The 16264-nt window shown below is 58.3% G+C and carries 16 protein-coding genes and 2 rRNA genes (1 of these 18 cut by a window edge); 7 read left to right on the forward strand and 11 right to left on the reverse strand.

Translation table 11 applies throughout. The annotated features are described in order from the left end of the window. Nucleotides 1-40 precede the first annotated feature (40 nt). From dnaA to rpsT, 3 genes are all read right to left on the reverse strand, one after another. Nucleotides 41-1456, reverse strand: coding sequence for a chromosomal replication initiator protein DnaA (gene dnaA / locus RLW55_RS03690; protein ID WP_423416374.1), 1416 nt, complete (start codon nucleotides 1454-1456; stop codon nucleotides 41-43). 204 nt (nucleotides 1457-1660) lie between these two features. Beyond that, nucleotides 1661-2104, reverse strand: coding sequence for a rhodanese-like domain-containing protein (locus RLW55_RS03695; RefSeq protein WP_013950544.1), 444 nt, complete (start codon nucleotides 2102-2104; stop codon nucleotides 1661-1663). Between the two features lie 633 nt (nucleotides 2105-2737). Further along, nucleotides 2738-3004, reverse strand: coding sequence for a 30S ribosomal protein S20 (rpsT, locus tag RLW55_RS03700; RefSeq protein ID WP_414464566.1), 267 nt, complete (start codon nucleotides 3002-3004; stop codon nucleotides 2738-2740). Between the two features lie 294 nt (nucleotides 3005-3298). On the opposite strand from rpsT, the gene RLW55_RS03705 reads away from it, so the two are divergent. Together RLW55_RS03705 and RLW55_RS03710 are read left to right on the forward strand one after the other, a co-directional pair. After that, nucleotides 3299-3868, forward strand: a complete 570-nt coding sequence (locus tag RLW55_RS03705) for a hypothetical protein (protein ID WP_423415611.1) — start codon at nucleotides 3299-3301, stop codon at nucleotides 3866-3868. Nucleotides 3869-3917: 49 nt separating this feature from the next. Next, nucleotides 3918-4550: a hypothetical protein gene (locus RLW55_RS03710; RefSeq protein WP_409561813.1), complete on the forward strand. Its 633-nt coding sequence runs from the start codon at nucleotides 3918-3920 to the stop codon at nucleotides 4548-4550. Between the two features lie 7 nt (nucleotides 4551-4557). Here RLW55_RS03710 and mutM read toward each other — a convergent pair whose 3' ends face one another. Then, nucleotides 4558-5436, reverse strand: a complete 879-nt coding sequence (gene mutM / locus RLW55_RS03715; protein ID WP_414464565.1) for a bifunctional DNA-formamidopyrimidine glycosylase/DNA-(apurinic or apyrimidinic site) lyase — start codon at nucleotides 5434-5436, stop codon at nucleotides 4558-4560. Nucleotides 5437-5515: 79 nt separating this feature from the next. Between mutM and ubiE the strand changes: the two genes are divergently transcribed. From ubiE to ubiB, 3 genes are all read left to right on the forward strand, one after another. Beyond that, a complete protein-coding gene (ubiE, locus tag RLW55_RS03720) occupies nucleotides 5516-6292 on the forward strand; it encodes a bifunctional demethylmenaquinone methyltransferase/2-methoxy-6-polyprenyl-1,4-benzoquinol methylase UbiE (protein ID WP_423415612.1) in 777 nt (258 codons plus the stop codon). Nucleotides 6293-6420: 128 nt separating this feature from the next. Then, nucleotides 6421-6714, forward strand: a complete 294-nt coding sequence (locus RLW55_RS03725) for a hypothetical protein (protein WP_409561810.1) — start codon at nucleotides 6421-6423, stop codon at nucleotides 6712-6714. A gap of 252 nt (nucleotides 6715-6966) precedes the next feature. After that, on the forward strand, nucleotides 6967-8559 hold the full coding sequence (ubiB, locus tag RLW55_RS03730; RefSeq protein WP_423415613.1) for a 2-polyprenylphenol 6-hydroxylase: 1593 nt from the start codon (nucleotides 6967-6969) through the stop codon (nucleotides 8557-8559). Nucleotides 8560-8592: 33 nt separating this feature from the next. On the opposite strand, the gene RLW55_RS03735 is transcribed toward ubiB, so the two are convergent. Further along, the gene (locus RLW55_RS03735) at nucleotides 8593-8913 is read right to left on the reverse strand and encodes a carboxymuconolactone decarboxylase family protein (RefSeq protein ID WP_013950534.1); all 321 of its coding nucleotides are present in this window, start codon (nucleotides 8911-8913) and stop codon (nucleotides 8593-8595) included. A 116-nt stretch (nucleotides 8914-9029) separates the two neighbouring features. On the opposite strand from RLW55_RS03735, the gene RLW55_RS03740 reads away from it, so the two are divergent. Then, complete coding sequence (locus tag RLW55_RS03740) at nucleotides 9030-9500, forward strand: DUF1348 family protein (protein WP_423415614.1); 471 nt, start codon at nucleotides 9030-9032, stop codon at nucleotides 9498-9500. 41 nt (nucleotides 9501-9541) lie between these two features. Here the strand turns inward: RLW55_RS03740 and RLW55_RS03745 are convergent, their stop codons facing one another. Both RLW55_RS03745 and RLW55_RS03750 read right to left on the reverse strand, forming a co-directional pair. Continuing rightward, complete coding sequence (locus tag RLW55_RS03745) at nucleotides 9542-10369, reverse strand: FTR1 family iron permease (protein ID WP_409561808.1); 828 nt, start codon at nucleotides 10367-10369, stop codon at nucleotides 9542-9544. 6 nt (nucleotides 10370-10375) lie between these two features. After that, entirely contained in the window at nucleotides 10376-10759 is a 384-nt protein-coding gene (locus RLW55_RS03750; RefSeq protein ID WP_423415615.1) for a cupredoxin domain-containing protein, read from the reverse strand. A 235-nt stretch (nucleotides 10760-10994) separates the two neighbouring features. Between RLW55_RS03750 and RLW55_RS03755 the strand changes: the two genes are divergently transcribed. Next, entirely contained in the window at nucleotides 10995-11834 is an 840-nt protein-coding gene (locus RLW55_RS03755; RefSeq protein WP_423415616.1) for a hypothetical protein, read from the forward strand. Between the two features lie 18 nt (nucleotides 11835-11852). Here the strand turns inward: RLW55_RS03755 and RLW55_RS03760 are convergent, their stop codons facing one another. The 4 genes from RLW55_RS03760 to RLW55_RS03775 all read right to left on the reverse strand — a co-directional run. Then, nucleotides 11853-12815, reverse strand: a complete 963-nt coding sequence (locus RLW55_RS03760) for a hypothetical protein (protein WP_423415617.1) — start codon at nucleotides 12813-12815, stop codon at nucleotides 11853-11855. 187 nt (nucleotides 12816-13002) lie between these two features. Beyond that, complete coding sequence (locus tag RLW55_RS03765) at nucleotides 13003-13248, reverse strand: hypothetical protein (protein ID WP_423415618.1); 246 nt, start codon at nucleotides 13246-13248, stop codon at nucleotides 13003-13005. 211 nt (nucleotides 13249-13459) lie between these two features. Beyond that, nucleotides 13460-13574 (reverse strand): 5S ribosomal RNA (rrf, locus tag RLW55_RS03770). A gap of 138 nt (nucleotides 13575-13712) precedes the next feature. Next, nucleotides 13713-16264 (reverse strand): 23S ribosomal RNA (locus tag RLW55_RS03775); it runs 241 nt beyond the window's last position.

Consider the following 16264-nt stretch of genomic DNA (forward strand, 5'->3'; position numbering starts at 1 on the left):
GGCCCCGCGTCGCATCAGGCCGCAAGGGGTGAAGTTGCGGTCAGTGGTTGAGAAGCCGTTTCAGCTCCTCAAGCTCGTCTCCGAGGTTCGGATTCTTGCTGATTTCGCCCTCGATCTTGCGGATCGCGTGCAAAACGGTGGTGTGGTCGCGGCCGCCGAACCGCCGTCCGATTTCCGGCAGCGAACGCGCTGTCAGATGCTTGGCCAGGTACATGCCGATCTGGCGCGGCCAAACGACGGAACGATGACGGCGCTGCGACAGCAGATCGCCCTTCGACACGCCGTAATGTCGGGAAATAATCCGCAGGATATCCTCGATCTTGATCCGGCGCGGCTCAAGGTTCTGCACGAGGTCACGGATGACCGTCTCGGCAATGTCGAGCGTGATCGGCGTGCGCATGTACTGCCACGTCGCGTAAAGGCGCGTGACCGCCCCTTCGAGCTCGCGGCCGTTCTCCGTCAGGCGCAGCGCCAGGAGATCGACGACATCGCGCGACAGCGAGAATGACGGGTCGGCCGCTTTCTTCTCGGCCAGACGCTTGTCCAGCACCTTGAGGCGAAGCTCATGATCGAGAGACTGAAGCTCGGTGACGAGACCACGCTGCAGTCGCGACCGCATACGCTCGTTCAGCCGTTCGATCTGGTTCGGCGCCCGCGCCGAAGCAACGACGACCTGCTTACCGCCGTCGAGCAGTGCATTGATGATGTGATCGAACTCTTGCTCGGTCCGCTCGCCTTGCAGGAATTCGAGGTCGTCGATCAGCAACATGTTGATGTTGCGGAAGCGCTCCTTGAACGCCAGCGGATCAGACGACCGCAGCGCTTCGACGAACTGATAGCGGAAGCGTTCGGCCGTAAGATACAGCACCTGTGCATTCGGCGCCCGCTTCTTCACTTCCCAAGCGATGGCATGAAGAAGGTGGCTCTTGCCGAGGCCGACCGCCGAATGGATGTAAAGAGGATTGTAGCCAGGCGCACCCGTTAGGACCGTTTCCGCAACCTGCGTGGCGCCCGCATGCGCCATCCGGTTCGACGCCCCGACGACGAAGCTTTCAAATGTATAGCGCGGATCGAGCGGCGAACCTTCAAGGCCGCCCGCAGACGTCCGCTGGACGGGCAGAACCGGAGCCCGCAGCGGTGCTGCCGGACGCGGCGTCTCGACGTGCGCGATGGGTCCTGGAATGGCAGCGCTGGTGTGCGCGGCGTCTCCGATACGAGCATCCGCCGGCCGCTGCGGAACCGCACCGGGCTGCCGCCAGACGACTTCGACGCGCTCGGCCGTTGCGAATTCAACGCGCGAGCAGCGCAGCAAGTGCTCGGAATAGTGTTCTTGAATCCAGTTGCGCACAAACTTGACCGGCACCGAAACCTTGACGATCCGTCCATCGAAGCTTTCGAATTCCAGGCTCTTGAACCAGCTCGAATAGACCTCATCTCCGAGCTGAACCTTGAGCATGGCGCGGACCTTGTGACCACGGCCCTCTACCGCAACCGTCGGCGTCTCGGCGCTGTGCTCATTACCTTGAGACTCTGCCTTTTGTGCTGCCTGCATAGTGATGTACTCCCGCTGATAACGCGGGACGCCTGAAAGCGTCCCCCCTCATCACCGTCCGGCATTACCCTCTGCCTTCCGGTGCCGTGCCTTCCGTGTGACGTCTTGCTACCCTTGCAGCCAGTTGAGACCGGCGAATTTCCAGCCTGCGATTTGGCTCCGGTGTTGGGCAGCGTCTAACGGTCCCTCAAAGCCCTCCATGACGTTTCGACACCTCGAATATCCCGCTCCGGCGATTGCCTCGGCAGCCATCCGGCTGCGCCCGCCCGAACGGCAGATAAAAAAAATCTCAGTATTCTTCTCGACTCCCTTGGCAGCCAACGCCGCCGTCAATCGTTCGATAAAGTCCGGAGCGATCCGGCTGTCAGGGAACGTCTGCCATTCGATCAGCATGACGTCCTTGTTGATCTTCGAAAGGTCGGGCACACCCACAAAAGCCCATTCGGCACGCGTCCGAACATCAACAAGAACAGTCTTCGGATCGCCTTCGAGACGCTTCCAAGTTTCGAGAACGGACACGTCCTCGACGCCAGAAGCCTCAACTTTTTCCACGAATTCCCCTCACGCCTTACACAAGTACTGATAAAGACCCGCGAGAATATCCCCAGCCAGAACCAGAGAATACCCAACTATTCCTGGGCTAGCCAAAGCAACGCCCAAGTTGAAACGCAGGTCTTTATCTATTTTGGCGATACAGTCCGGGTCATCAAAGCTTGAAAGACCCGAATGCTACGCTCGCCGAACTTACCAGTGCGAACGACCGCTTTACCCCGCTGCCATCCACTAGAAATTTACTATCCCTTAACCCTCTTTTCGACAAGCACCCCAGCGCAGCCATTGGGGCGATTGAGGCGTACCAAAAGTTGTCCACAGGTACTGGTGAAAACGCGAGTCACATCGCAACCTCTGTGCATAAACCATCTGACTCTATTCGCATTTTTTCCACTGACACACTCTGGGTTGCATCGCCGCCACGACCGTCACCCAGACGTCATTTTCTCTTGCCGTCCGACTCCGCCTCGAAAGAGCGCCAAACTTATCCGGCATCAGAACATCCCGTCCAATGGGCCGGATTCCGGGCGATTAATGACGATAAAAAAACAGCGGGCCCGTTGGCGGGCCCGCTCTTTACCGTAGCGAATATGCAACAGGGAGAAAAATTGGCTCCCCTTATTCACAAGTGCGTTATGCGCTCATGGCCTTGACACGCTGAGCAAGCCTGGAAACCTTCCGGGCTGCGGTCTTCTTGTGCATGACGCCCTTCTGTGCGGTGCGCACGAGAAGCGGTTCAGCGGCCGAAAGCGCAGCAAGTGCCTTGGCTTGGTCGCCCGACTTGATAGCTTCCTCGACCGAGCGAACCTCGGACTTGACGCGCGAACGGCGCGACTTGTTGACTTCGGTGCGGCGGATCATCTGGCGCGTGGCTTTCTTTGCCGACGACGTATTTGCCATTGGGTGTCCTTACGTTTGCTGCGAATGCGCCGTCGCATTCGCAAAATGCTAAGCGCGGCAATGGGTTGAAGATATTGATCGTCGGCCCGGGATTTTCGCTCCAGGCACGGTTTGCGGCGGATATACCCGCCTAACGGCCGCCGGTCAATGAAGCGCACCCGGAAAAGCACGAATCCGTCACAAAAGCCGCCACCGACGGCCGGTCGCAGCGCTTTGCGCCGCCATTTGCGCTAAGTCCATCCCGACTTACATGCTTTTGATCCAGAATTGGGAGACCGCCAGAGAATGTTGTCCATGACCGGTTGGCTGTTTTCTCTCGCGGCTACTGTTTGCGCGACTGTCCTGGCCGCCTCCGCAGAACAGCCGACCCTGCAGATGGCGGCCGTCGCGGTTATCTGCGTTGCCTTCGCCCTGATTGCCATCCGTGATCACCAGAAGCTGAGGAACACCGGCGCGCCGATGAGCGCCATCGCCAGTTCGACGGCGCGATATCTGGCTCTGGTCTGGGCTTGGGCCGCGCTCGCGATCCTGATCACGTACCTCTTCGTTATGGATAAGCACTGGGCCGAGTGGTGGCAGTTTTTCATCGGCTTTCTGTTTGCTGCCGTCGCCACCATCGGCTTCGCCGTCCTTCTCGATCGGGACCGCTCCGCCGGACGCGACGACGCCATGCTGGTGAAGATGGGACGTCTTCTGCTTCAGTTTCAGGTGATCGGCATGGCGGCCGGCGTCATCAGCCTGTTCGTCGATCACAAGTTTCCGCGCGCCGCGACCCACGCCGATTGGGCGGGATGCAACATCTTCTTCTTTGGTGCGCTCGCCATTGCAGCTATCAGCTTGGACGCCCTGCGCTCACGCATGTAGGTTCGAGAGCAGGCCACCGCGCCGTCCAAAAGGGGGAGCTTCCGACACCATGACCTTGCGCCCATCGCTGCCTTGGCTGGCAGTGACACTCGCCGCAGCTCTCATCGCCATGTATCTCGCCTGCCGTCTGATGAAGATCGCGGACTCGGCAGTCGCCGCCGCGGTTTTCTCAGCTGTCATGGTCATGGCCGCGCTGCGAACGAATGCTCCGATCTGGCAGCGCCCGGCAACCGGATCGGCCGTTGCCACGCAGCGCGAAGCGATGCGCGCGAACGTCTTTCTGATTGCCTTGGCATTCCTGTGGTGTGGCGTGGCGTTCTACGCCATCTATCTGGGTACGCACGTACGTTGGCAGCACGGCTGGGAATACGGTACGGCTTGCATGCTCTTTGCAGCCGCCTACGGCTATTACTTGAAGCGGCTTTCAAACCCGAATGACCCGCTCGCGCAAACATCGTCGCTCGACCGCATGGCGAAAATCGCAGGCTATCAGGCGATCTTGATTGCCATCGGCCTTGTCTGGCTGATAGCTGCCGGCAAACTCGCCATCACGCATAAAGGTGACTGGGCCGCGAACCAGCTTTTCCTCGGCGGCGGCTTCGCCGTGATGTGCATCAGTGTCATCCTGATCAAGACGAACGCCGCACTGTGCGAGCGCTCCGCCACCTCAACGGCAAGCTGACACCATTTCAGCGCTGACACCGCCGGCAATAAAACGTCGCGCGCCCGGCATGCACCGCGCGACGGATTTCGCCGCCGCATCCAGGGGTCGGACACGTGCCGCCTTCCCGGTCGTAAACGGCAAACCGTTCTTGGAATGCTCCCTTCTTGCCGTCGGCACTGCGGTAATCTCGCAGTGTCGAACCGCCCGCTGCGATGGCCCGTTGCAGAACATCCTTGATCGCGATGACGAGCTTCTCGGCCTTATCTATACCTCCGCGACGGTTCGCCAACGTTGCCGCAACACGATCGGGCGATAGCCCCGCCTGAAACAGCGCCTCGGACGCGTAGATGTTGCCGAGCCCCGCCACGACATGCTGATCCATCAGGAATGCTTTGAGATTGACCTTCTTGCCCAGCGCTCGCCGCGCCAGATATTCGGCCGTCAATTCATCGCTCAGCGGCTCCGCCCCGAGCTTGCGAAACAGCGCATGCTCCGGCCGCTCCGCGTGCGGCATCATGACCATGAATCCGAACCGCCTGGGATCGTTGTAGATCACCTGCGTGCCGTCGGAGAGATGCAGCACAACGTGATCGTGCGCCGGATCAGGCCCCGTCTCGTGGATGTAGTCCCCCGGCCGGTCGATGAAGTCCTTATGGATGACGGAAAACCGCCCGGTCATGCCCAGATGCATGACGAGATCCTCACCGCTCGAAAGCGTCGCAATCAGATATTTCGCACGCCGCTCCAGCCCGACGATGTCTTGCCCCGCCAACCGCTCGCCGAACCGTTCCGGCAGCGGAAAACGCAAATCCGGCCGCCGCGCATCAATCCGCGCAACCCGGCTGCCGACCAGCACCGGCGCCAGCCCCCGCCTCACGGTTTCGACCTCGGGGAGTTCGGGCATGGGAGAAATGTCACCTGAAATTGACGATGAGACGCGCCGACGATAGCGCTGCCGCCCGTGAGCGGCTATGGTCCCGGATATGGATCAAAACTCAGAAACCGCAAGCCAGAGCACCGCGTCGTTCGGCTTCCGCACCGTACCCGAGACCGAACGCCAGGGGCTCGTCAACAAGGTCTTCGCGTCGGTCGCCGATCGCTACGACCTGATGAACGACTTGATGTCCGGTGGCCTGCATCGCCTCTGGAAGCGCGAACTCATCACGATGCTGAACGCGCCGCGCAGTGCCACGCCGTTCAAGCTTTTGGACGTTGCCGGCGGCACCGGCGACATTTCCATCCGCTACGCTAAAGATTCAGGGCCGAACGCCACCGCCGTCATCTGCGACATCAGCCCCGAGATGCTCGACGTCGGCCGCCGCCGCATCTCTGACGCAGGACTTGAGAACCGCATCACCTGCGTCGAGGGCAACGCCGAAGAGTTGCCTTTCGAGAACGCGAGCTTCGACGCCTATACGATTGCGTTCGGCATTCGCAATGTGACCCACATCGACAACGCGCTTGCCGAAGCCTACCGCGTGCTGAAGCCCGGCGGACGCTTCCTGTGTCTGGAATTTTCCGAATGCCGCGTGCCGTTGCTCGATCGCGCCTACGACTTCCACTCGTTTGAGGTCATTCCGCGTCTCGGGCAGCTGGCTGCGGGCGATTCGGAATCCTATCGCTATCTCGTCGAAAGCATCCGCCGCTTCCCCAAGCAGGAAGCCTTCGCCGACATGATTCGTAACGCTGGTTTCTCGCGCGTCGCCTATCGCAACCTGACCGGCGGCATCGCCGCGATTCACGGCGGCTGGAAGATCTGATCGGCCACAGCGTGAACTACGTTTTTTGCCCTTCAGCGTAAGTTCAATTGACGCTGGCGGCAGCGATTCATAGCTTTCCCTCTCGGGGACGAAGGAATGACTTTCTTCTATTCGAGGAGGTGGGACTCATGAAATCGAAGCTATTGATCGGCGTCGCTGCTGCGGCGCTTGTTTCGCTGGGCGCCGGCGTCGCGAACGCTGGCTGCATGACGAAGGGCGCAGTCGCCACGTCAACGTCGGCCGATTCGGCGAAATGGTTCGCGATGGAGACGATGGTCCAGAACGTCAGCTGGGGTCTCTGGCCGGGTTTCCTGGCGAACGGCCAGGTCGCCGGCTACAAGGTCGTCAACAAAAAGTATCGCTGCAGCCCGAACGGCGGCATGGTCACCTGTCACGGCCGCGCAACGTTCTGCAAGCTATAGGTCGAGCTGAGCATTTGCTCGAAAGTAGCGCCCGCGGCAATCCGCCGGGCGCTATTTTTTTGTCCGCAAGTTGTATGGCGTCCCAGCCGCAATGGCCCTGGCTGCGGCAGTTACGAATGCCGTCCCGGCTTAACCGTTTTTACCCCTCCGAGCGGCTACACTTGACCCGACGAGGTTGCGGCGCAATGTGCCGAGGCCGAGCGAAACCACGGCCTGCGCCCCCAGAGAATTCAGGACGACGAAATCACCACCATGCCCGGAGCGCTTCTTAACTCCCTACGACTCGCGCGCGCCGGTTTTGTGCTTGCGCAATATGGCGTCCGCTTCGTTCCGAAGGGCATGCCGGTACCGCTGCCACTGAAACTTGCGCGCATCGCCACATTGCCGGTGACGCTTGTGGCATCGGCCTTCCGCAAAGGCGAGCCGCAATCCGCCCGCGTCGCAACGGCATTGGCGAAGCTCGGTCCGAGCTATGTGAAGCTCGGCCAGTTTCTCGCCACCCGCGCCGATGTCATCGGACCTGAGCTTTCCGACGATCTGCGCCAGCTTCAAGACAAAGCCGAACCGTTCTCGATGGCGGAAGCTCGCGAAGCCGTTGAACGCGCGCTCGGCGGCAAGCTCGAAGATCATTTCGTCGAATTCGGACCGCCCGTCGCTGCCGCTTCAATCGCCCAGGTCCACAAAGCCTACGTCCTCGACAACGGCGTGAAGAAGGCCGTTGCCGTCAAGATTCTGCGGCCTAACATTGAGAAGCGTTTCTATCGCGACCTCGACAGCTATTATTTCGCCGCGCGGATGATCGAACGCATGTATCCGCCCGCGCGCCGCCTGAAACCGGTTGCCGTTGTCGATAATCTGAAGCACACGACCGACCTCGAGATGGATTTGCGCCTCGAAGCCGCAGCCATCTCCGAGATGGCGTCAAACATCAAAGAGGACGAAGGCTTCCGCGTTCCCGATATCGACTGGAAACGCACGGCCAAACGCGTTCTGACGATCGAATGGATCGACGGGACGCCGATCGCACAACGCGACGTTCTCAAGGCCAAGGGCTTCGACACTGCCGCTCTCGGCATGACCGTGCTGCGCTCATTTCTTCGTCACGCCATGCGCGACGGTTTCTTTCACGCCGATATGCATCAGGGGAATTTGTTCGTCGATGCCAACGGCAAGGTCGTCGCCGTCGACTTCGGCATCATGGGCCGCTTGGGTCTGCCCGAGCGCCGCTTCCTCGCAGAAATCCTGCACGGCCTCATCACGCGCGATTACTACCGCGCCGCCGCCATCCACTTCGAAGCGGGCTACGTGCCCCCGCATCACAGCGTCGAAGAATTCGCCCAGGCGATGCGCGCCATCGGCGAACCGATCCAAGGCCGCACGGCAGAAGAAATTTCGATGGCCGACCTTTTGGGCCAGCTCTTCGCCTATACCGAAGTCTTCGACATGCAGACACGTCCAGAGCTGATCCTGCTGCAAAAGAGCATGGTCATCGTCGAAGGCGTCGCACGCGATCTCGATCCGTCGTTGAACGTCTGGGTTGCCGCCGAACCGGTGGCGAAGGAATGGATGGAATCCAATCTCTCGCCTCTCGGCCGCTTGCGCGAAGCGGGCCGTGGCGTTGAAACAATCGGCGATGTCTTGATGAAGACTCCGGCGCTTCTGCAGAATGTTGCGCAGGCTATCAACGGCATGTCCCAAATGGCCAATGCGGGACTTCGTCTCGACGATGAAACTATCGATAAAATCGCCTCGCGCTCGCGACGCAGCCGGACAGCCGACATCGCACTTTGGATCGCAGCCGTCAGCCTAGCGATCATTATGATCAAAATGATCAGCGTATTGTAGGCCAGACAACAGTCTTCATTAGCGGCGCAGACATTATCGCGTTGCTTTGCGCGGCCCGACAAGATGCGTCCCGTGCGCGATAGCTGCCGTTGCTCGCATCGTCGCCGCGATATAAATGACTTCCGCAATTTCTGCTTCCGTCACACCGGCATTCTCTGCGTTGGTGCGATGGACTTCGAGGCTGTACGGACACTGAGTTGCGATGGCGACGCCAAGCGCGATCAATTCCTTATAGCGTCGTGGAATGGCACCCGCCGCCATGGCAGCGCGATCGAAGTTTTCGAACGCCGACATCGTCGTCGACGATAGATTTCTTAGATGAGGCAGATTCGAAAGATTGGCGATGTCGTACATGGTAGGTGCTCCCTCCCGCAGGTGTCGTCGAGCGATTTCGATCTGCCGCCGAGACTCGTGACGTTCGCGTCCAGGGTCAAGCAATCCCTCCACTGTCAAATTTGAAGGAGACGAAAATGTCTGAAAGCAGACCGCCGTTCCCGCCCTTCACGCGCGAAAACGCCATTCAGAAAGTCCGCGGCGCCGAAGACGGCTGGAATAGCCGCGATCCGCAGAAGGTCGCGCTGGCCTATTCGGTCGATAGCGTTTGGCGAAACCGCGCCGAGTTTCCGGTCGGCCGTCAGCAGATCATCGAATTCCTGACGCGGAAGTGGAACCGCGAACTCGACTATCGCCTCATCAAGGAACTCTGGGCATTTACCGGCGATCGCATCGCCGTACGCTTTGCTTATGAATATCGCGACGACAGCAACCAGTGGTACCGCGCCTACGGCAACGAAAACTGGGAATTCGGCCCCGACGGCCTGATGCACCATCGTTATGCTTGCATCAACGACCTGCGCATTTCCGAGAGCGAGAGAAAATTCCATTGGCCACTCGGACGCCGCCCCGACGATCATCCGGGATTGTCGGATCTTGGTCTTTAGCCGATGAAATAAAAAAGGCGCCGCGAGGGGCGCCTTTTTTTCTATGCGCTCTGACTGACCGGTTTCGCCGGCGCTCGCCAGATGTAGCTCAAAGAGAAAATCGCCGCCGCCGTTGCGACATACGCGATGAGCTGCATCCCCGTCGGCCGATCCATGTAACCAACCAGAATGCTCAAGACCCGCCCCGGCCAACTGTTTTCCGACAGAATGGACGAGCTGTCCCAGACCGTTGAATCGAACGCATTCAACAGGCCTGCATTCGACAGCTGCTTGACCGCGGAGGCTGCAAGCCCCGCAGCCAGCAATGTGATGAGAACGCCGGTAAACGCAAACATCTGCCGGATCGGAATGGCCGCGAGCCCAAAATAAAGCACCATCGACACGACAGCGCCAAGCAGCAGCCCGATACCCGATCCGATCAGAAGTTCGAAACCGGTATCCTTGCCCTGCATGATGATGCCGGTCATGAACAGCACGACCTCGCTGCCTTCACGCATGACCGCCACGGCAACAGCCGCGCCGAGCGCAAACAGCGATTGCCGTCCGGCAGAAACATCGCTGCCCAGCTGCCGCAACTGCTGCGTCATCTCGCGAGCATGATGCGCCATCCAGGCGACGTGCCACCCGAGCATGACGACCGCAAACAGCAGGATCGCCGCGACAAAAATTTCCTGACCGCGGCCGTCGAAAGCGTCTGAGATCCGCGAGGCAAACATCGCAACGATGATTGAGCCTGCGATCCCTGCGAGGACTCCGAGCGATACCGCACCGTTACGGCTATGAACGCCGCGCGATGCCGCGAGCACCACGCCGATGATCAGGCCCGCTTCGAGAACTTCGCGAAAGACAATGATGAGAGCCGCAAGCATCGCCGCCTACTCCGCAACGATGTGGCCGAGCGCGCTATCCTGGTGAAATTCACCGAAGAACATGAAGGTGCCAGGCTTTAGCGGCTTCACGCGAATGACCGCTGAGCTGTTGCCGGCAATGATCTTCTCGAAGCCGAGGTCGTGGCTTTCGAATTCTTCCGGCGTCGCGTCGAGGTTCTTCACCGTGATCTTGATCGGCTTGCCGATCGGCAGCTTCAGCGCATCCGGCTCGAACTTATGATCTTTGATTGAGATCTCGACCTCGTGCGTATCCTCCGCGTGGGCAGCGACGGCGCCCACCGCGACACCGCCGACGGCGAGAACAGAACCAAGAAGAATGGAAGAAAATGACGAATGACGCACGGCATGTGCGAAACGTGAAATACTCATCTCTGCTCCTAATAGGTCAGGATTCAAGGTCCCGAGATCAGGTCCGCCGTCAACTGAGCGAACGCCACTAGAAGAGTCAAGAACATTGATCTCCGCTTGGGCAGAACCGGTTGGACGGACTGGAGGAAACGCCAAAAATTCCCTCATTTTTCGTCTTGCCATTTTTTGGCCAGGACAGTGCGGTGCATATGCAGCGCGGGAAACGACATTCTCTGGAAGATTTGAGGATCGGCCAATGTATGCCCGCGCGTCTTATTCCGCTGACGAATTTCCCTCGTTCATGATCGCCGAAAGCGATGCTGATTTCGCGTCGCAAGACTTCTACGCCGGTGAGCCGGTTTGCCCGCAACCGTCACGACGCCTGGAAATCGTTCCCTATACGTATCTTTTCCTTCTTATCGCCGCCACCGTTGGATGCGCCTTCGCCACCGATGCTGAGACGCGACAAGAATGGACTTCGAAATTTGAACGCATCGCATCGTCGTTGGCGACGTCAGAACAAGCGCCCTCAGTGCCATTGCCGACGAAAGAGATCGCATCCGCCGACACGCCAGGCTCGACGCCACTTGCCCCTCCTACTCCCGTTCCGCCGCCTGCAGCGATCGCGCCGCCGAGTCTGCCCCTGCCTGAGGTCACCGTCGCCGCTGCACCAGGTGATACGAACGACGACGAAGCGGATGCAAAAACACCAGCAAAACCGCATCTATATGATGCCTATGCCCCGCCACGGCCATCGAACGATCCGTTACGCAAGAAGGCCGAAACCGCCGGCTTGCACCCTGATCTATCGCGCGCGGTTCTCGCACGTCTGACATCGACGGATTATCGCAACGCGGCTTACGCGATCGGCAAAGCGATCAAAACGGTGCCGAACAACGGCGAGTTCGTCTGGCCGCACAAACGCAAAGCCGGACTAGCGGTCTTCACCGTGCATTTCGTCCAGGGCGCGGGACGCGACTGCCGCCGCTATGTCGTAACGGTGACGAAGGATCGCTGGACATCGACCGCGCTCCCGATGGAGAAATGCGGTGTCAAAGTCGCAATCCGCGGCGGCAAAGAAAATGCGATCGAATGATCGCAAAACCGCACGCGACTACGGTCCCTGCAGGCCGAACGCGACGCGAAGCTTTTTCTGCAGCGTCGAATCTTTCGAGTTATCGCCCGCTTTGCCGCTCTTTGGGCCGTCATACGTCGCATAAACAAAATCGCGGACCGCAGGATTGCGATCGTATTGATGGATCGCGGCCGGCACACCGCCTTGCGCTGTCACCAGCAGTCCGTCTTTGACCGATAGAAAATTCGTGTTGTGTCCGGAGAGGGTTGCGACTGCTCCATCGTATGGCATTACGACAGACGACGGCACGAGATTGACGCGTGCAATGACGTTAGTCGTCGCCTGATCGACGCCTGAACGCATGTGATGACGCCGGCGAACCATTTGCCCAAGCAAAAGCTTCTCCCAGCAATACATCAGCGTGACGCCGTGCCGCCCCAGAACGGTGCCGCTGCAGATCACTTCGTGATGTTTGATTTGATCGTAGACCGGCAGCCCAAAAGTTCGCCGGATCGCATTGCCGTTCCAGCCAGCGGATTCCAGAGAAAAACCTTTGCCCTCTTCGAAAAAAATCATCGGGGCATCAGGCAGCGCTTCGAAAATATCACCCTGGAAAACGACGTCGCGCGTGTCGGCCAAAAATACGCGTTCGACCTGCCCCGAGAGCGCTTGCAGCACGGCGACATAATCGGTCACGCGCGCAAAATTCATATGAGGCCGCCCCAGGCTCGATGAAACATCTTCGAGGACACAGTCGACGCCCTCCGCATCGAGCGCATTTCCGAGCTCCGGATCGTTGTTGATGACCAGGACGATCCGGCAGTCATGAAACTTTCGCGCAGAACGGACAAAGGGCCGCAAGTCGGAAATGCTGTAGTTGCGCGCGATCCCGAGGATCAGATTCGTGCCGGAGCCGTGCTTGAGTTCAATGCGCGGCCGAGGTCTGACAAGTTGCGATCGGAGCCAACGCGCATAGAGCTTCGACCAGATATATTGCAGCATATCGCGCGCCTCAAAATTTCGCCGGCCCAGCTACCCGCGCTTTTTTAATTTCGAATTTTTAGTCGCTCGAGCTACTCGCGCAAAGAGAAAGTCATTTTGCGAAACGCGCGACGCAATCCGAGATCACCCGGAACGAAAAAAGCTCCGCCGGCACAAGGCGCAGCGGAGCTTTTTTTTCAAATCGGGCTCAGGACTTCTGTAACTTGACGAAGCTGTCCAAGATCACCTTGTCGCCGACGTTGTCGAAGCTGATCGCCAACTGGTTTTTGGAAACTTCCGCAACTTCACCGTCGCCAAACGAAGCGTGAGTGACGCGGTTCCCGACGGTGAAAGGGCTGACGTATTCCATCACGACCGGCTGAGCGGGCACCTTCTTTGCACGAGAGACTTTCGGCTTGGCGCCGGGAGCAATTTTTCTTGAGGTAACAGCCATGGGGGTTCTTTTTCCTTTTTACAGGACCACCCTAGCACGCGCGCCAAGCCCTGGCGTCAAACGACTCGCCGCAGCTTCGATCTGTCCGCTTCCGAAAAAAATGCAAACGCAAAAACGCGCCGCTGGCTCAAGGCACAGCGGCGCGTTCTTAAATTCGATAGAGGGCACTGATTGACTTCGTTATTCGAAAATTCACATGACGTCTCTGCAGACCTGGCAACGACCTACTCTCCCGCGTCTTAAGACGAAGTACCATCGGCGCAGGGGCGTTTCACGGCCGAGTTCGGAATGGGATCGGGTGCAGCCACCCCGCCATAATCACCAGGTCGGCGGAGACGTCATATGACTTCTGTTTCTGGTCTATTTTCTGAGCCCTACGCTCATCGTTCGGCGCTCGTGAGAGCGCGCCTCTGCTTGAAACCGTTTCGCGATTTCGAGCAAACGATGAGCATTGCTAAATGAGAGCAATCAAGCCAATCGAGTTATTAGTACCGGTAAGCTACACGCCTTGCAGCGCTTCCACACCCGGCCTATCAACGTGGTGGTCTTCCACGACTCTCGAGGGAGAACTCGTTTTGAGGTGGGTTTCCCGCTTAGATGCCTTCAGCGGTTATCCCTTCCACACATAGCTACCCTGCTGTGCCGTTGGCACGACAACAGGTCCACCAGAGGTGTGTCCAACCCGGTCCTCTCGTACTAAGGTCAGATCCTCTCAATTCTCCTACACCTACGGCAGATAGGGACCGAACTGTCTCGCGACGTTCTGAACCCAGCTCACGTACCACTTTAAATGGCGAACAGCCATACCCTTGGGACCTGCTCCAGCCCCAGGATGTGATGAGCCGACATCGAGGTGCCAAACGACGCCGTCGATATGGACTCTTGGGCGTCATCAGCCTGTTATCCCCGGCGTACCTTTTATCCGTTGAGCGATGGCCCTCTCACAAAGAACCACCGGATCACTATGGCCGTCTTTCGACTCTGCTCGACTTGTCAGTCTCGCAGTCAGGCGGGCTTATGCCATTGCACTCGACGGTTGATTTCCGACCAACCTGAGCCCACCTTCGCACGCCTCCGTTACGATTTAGGAGGCGACCGCCCCAGTCAAACTGCCCACCATGCGCTGTCCCGGATCCGGATAACGGACCGCGGTTAGACAACCATAATCACTAGGGTGGTATTTCACATTTCGGCTCCGCCCGAGCTAGCGCCCAGGTTTCATAGCCTACCACCTATCCTACACAAGCAGTCACGATTGCCAGTGCAAAGTTGCAGTAAAGGTGCACGGGGTCTTTCCGTCTAACCGCAGGAACCCCGCATCTTCACGGGGAATTCAATTTCACTGAGTGTGTGCTGGAGACAGTGGGGAAGTCGTTACGCCATTCGTGCAGGTCGGAACTTACCCGACAAGGAATTTCGCTACCTTAGGACCGTTATAGTTACGGCCGCCGTTTACTGGGGCTTCGATTCAAGGCGTGAACCTCTCCTCTTAACCTTCCAGCACCGGGCAGGCGTCAGGCCATATACGTCGTCGTTGGACTTAGCATAGCCCTGTGTTTTAGGTAAACAGTCGCCACCCCCTAGTTTGTGCCCTACCCCTCCGGTTGCCCGAAGAGATAGCCTGCTTCTCCCGAAGTTACGCAGGTAATTTGCCGAGTTCCTTCAGCACACTTCGCTCAAGCTCCTTGGTATTCTCTACCAGTCCACCTGTGTCGGTTTCGGGTACGGTCTATGTGGGGGCTATTTCCAGGGACACATTCGCTGCCTCGGCAATCCAATAAGCCTCAACAACTTGCTGCATCCGTCACACACCCACTGGCCCACGAATATTAACGTGGTTCCCATCGACTACGGCTTTCGCCCTCGCCTTAGGGGCCGGCTAACCCTGCGCAGATTAACTTTACGCAGGAACCCTTGGACTTTCGGAGGAAGTGTTTCTCACACTTCTTTCGTTACTCATGTCTGCATTCGCACTTCCGATACCTCCAGGAGCCCTCACGGGTCTCCCTTCACAGGCTTACGGAACGCTCCGCTACCGCGTACATTGCTGTACACCCGCGTCTTCGGTACACTGCTTTAGCCCCGTTACATTTTCGGCGCATGAACCCTTGTTTAGACCAGTGAGCTGTTACGCTTTCTTTAAATGATGGCTGCTTCTAAGCCAACATCCTGGTTGTTATGGGGTTCGCACATCCTTTCACACTTAGCAGTGATTTGGGGACCTTAGACGGCGATCAGGGTTGTTTCCCTCTTCACGACGGACGTTAGCACCCGCCGTGTGTCTCCCGGATAGTACTTCGAGGTATTCGGAGTTTACTTAGGTTTGGTAACCCTGTAGGGGCCCCTAGCCCATGTAGTGCTCTACCCCCTCGAGTATTCGTCCGAGGCTCTACCTAAATAGATTTCGCGGAGAACCAGCTATTTCCTGCCTTGATTGGCCTTTCACCCCTATCCACAGTTCATCCGAGGCTTTTTCAACAGACACCGGTTCGGTCCTCCAGTGGGTGTTACCCCACTTTCAACCTGACCATGGATAGATCGACAGGTTTCGGGTCTAATCCGACGAACTGAACGCCCTGTTCAGACTCGCTTTCGCTACGCCTACAGCTATCGCCTTAAGCTTGCTCGTCAGACTAAGTCGCAGACCCATTATACAAAAGGTACGTCGTCACCCTTGCGGGCTCCGACTGTTTGTAGGCATCCGGTTTCAGGTACTATTTCACTCCCCTCGTCGGGGTGCTTTTCACCTTTCCCTCACGGTACTGGTGCACTATCGGTCGGTAAGGAGTACTTAGGCTTGGAGGGTGATCCCCCCATGTTCAAACAGGATTGCACGTGTCCCGTTCTACTCGAGGATAAAGCTTTGCATTACCTGTACGGGGCTGTCACCCGCTGAGGCCCAACTTTCCAGATGGTTCCAGTTGTCTTAGCTTTATCACTGGCCTAGTCCGCTTTCGCTCGCCACTACTCGCGGAGTCTCGGTTGATGTCCTTTCCTCCAGGTACTGAGATGTTTC

It is taken from the genome of Hyphomicrobium sp. B1 (assembly GCF_049532635.1).
Classification (GTDB): domain Bacteria; phylum Pseudomonadota; class Alphaproteobacteria; order Rhizobiales; family Hyphomicrobiaceae; genus Hyphomicrobium_B.